A 529-nucleotide genomic window follows, 5' to 3' on the forward strand; every position below is an offset into this window, starting at 1 on the left:
GATCGGCGATCAGCTCCACATAATCTTCCACGAGTTCGAGGCGGCGCGCCTCGCGGGCCTGCCGGAAGCTCTCCACATGGACGTCCGGATCGACCAGAGGGGCGTCGGGCATGGATCGCGACGAATCCTGCATGATGCCGGGCACCCCTTGCTTCATCGGTGTCACGGACACGGACCATTCCGTTCCCGAGCCGTGTTTAGCCAAGGCCGGCCCCCGAGGGGAGCCCTAAACCGGGCCGTGATGCGCCCACGCGTAGGTGAGCGACGAATTCCCGGGCGAAAACCGGCAGCGCTTCGAGGGATCGCAGGCAGATGGTGAGGTCGCGCGCGGCCCAGGGGTCGAGGAGCGGCACGATATCGAGGCCCATGGAGCGCGCGGCGCGCCGGGCTGTGGTTTCGGGGACGATTCCGAGCCCGACGCCGCATTCCACCAGCCGGCACACCGCATCGAAGCCGCGCAGCTGGACCCGCAGCCGCATGAGCGGTCGCCCGGTGCGCATGGCCTTGTCGGCGAGGAAGCGGGTGATGG

The 529-nt window shown here is 68.6% G+C and carries 1 protein-coding gene and 1 pseudogene; both read right to left on the reverse strand.

Annotated elements, in window-relative coordinates; translation table 11 throughout:
* Positions 1-133, reverse strand: a pseudogene (locus MBTS_RS23945) (manganese-binding transcriptional regulator MntR); the annotation flags it as partial.
* Positions 134-197: 64 nt separating this feature from the next.
* A partial coding sequence (locus MBTS_RS23320; RefSeq protein WP_244973635.1) for a LysR substrate-binding domain-containing protein occupies positions 198-529 on the reverse strand: 332 nt, incomplete at its 5' end.

Origin of the sequence: Methylobacterium bullatum (genome assembly GCF_014845095.1) — a bacterium.
Lineage (GTDB): Bacteria > Pseudomonadota > Alphaproteobacteria > Rhizobiales > Beijerinckiaceae > Methylobacterium > Methylobacterium bullatum.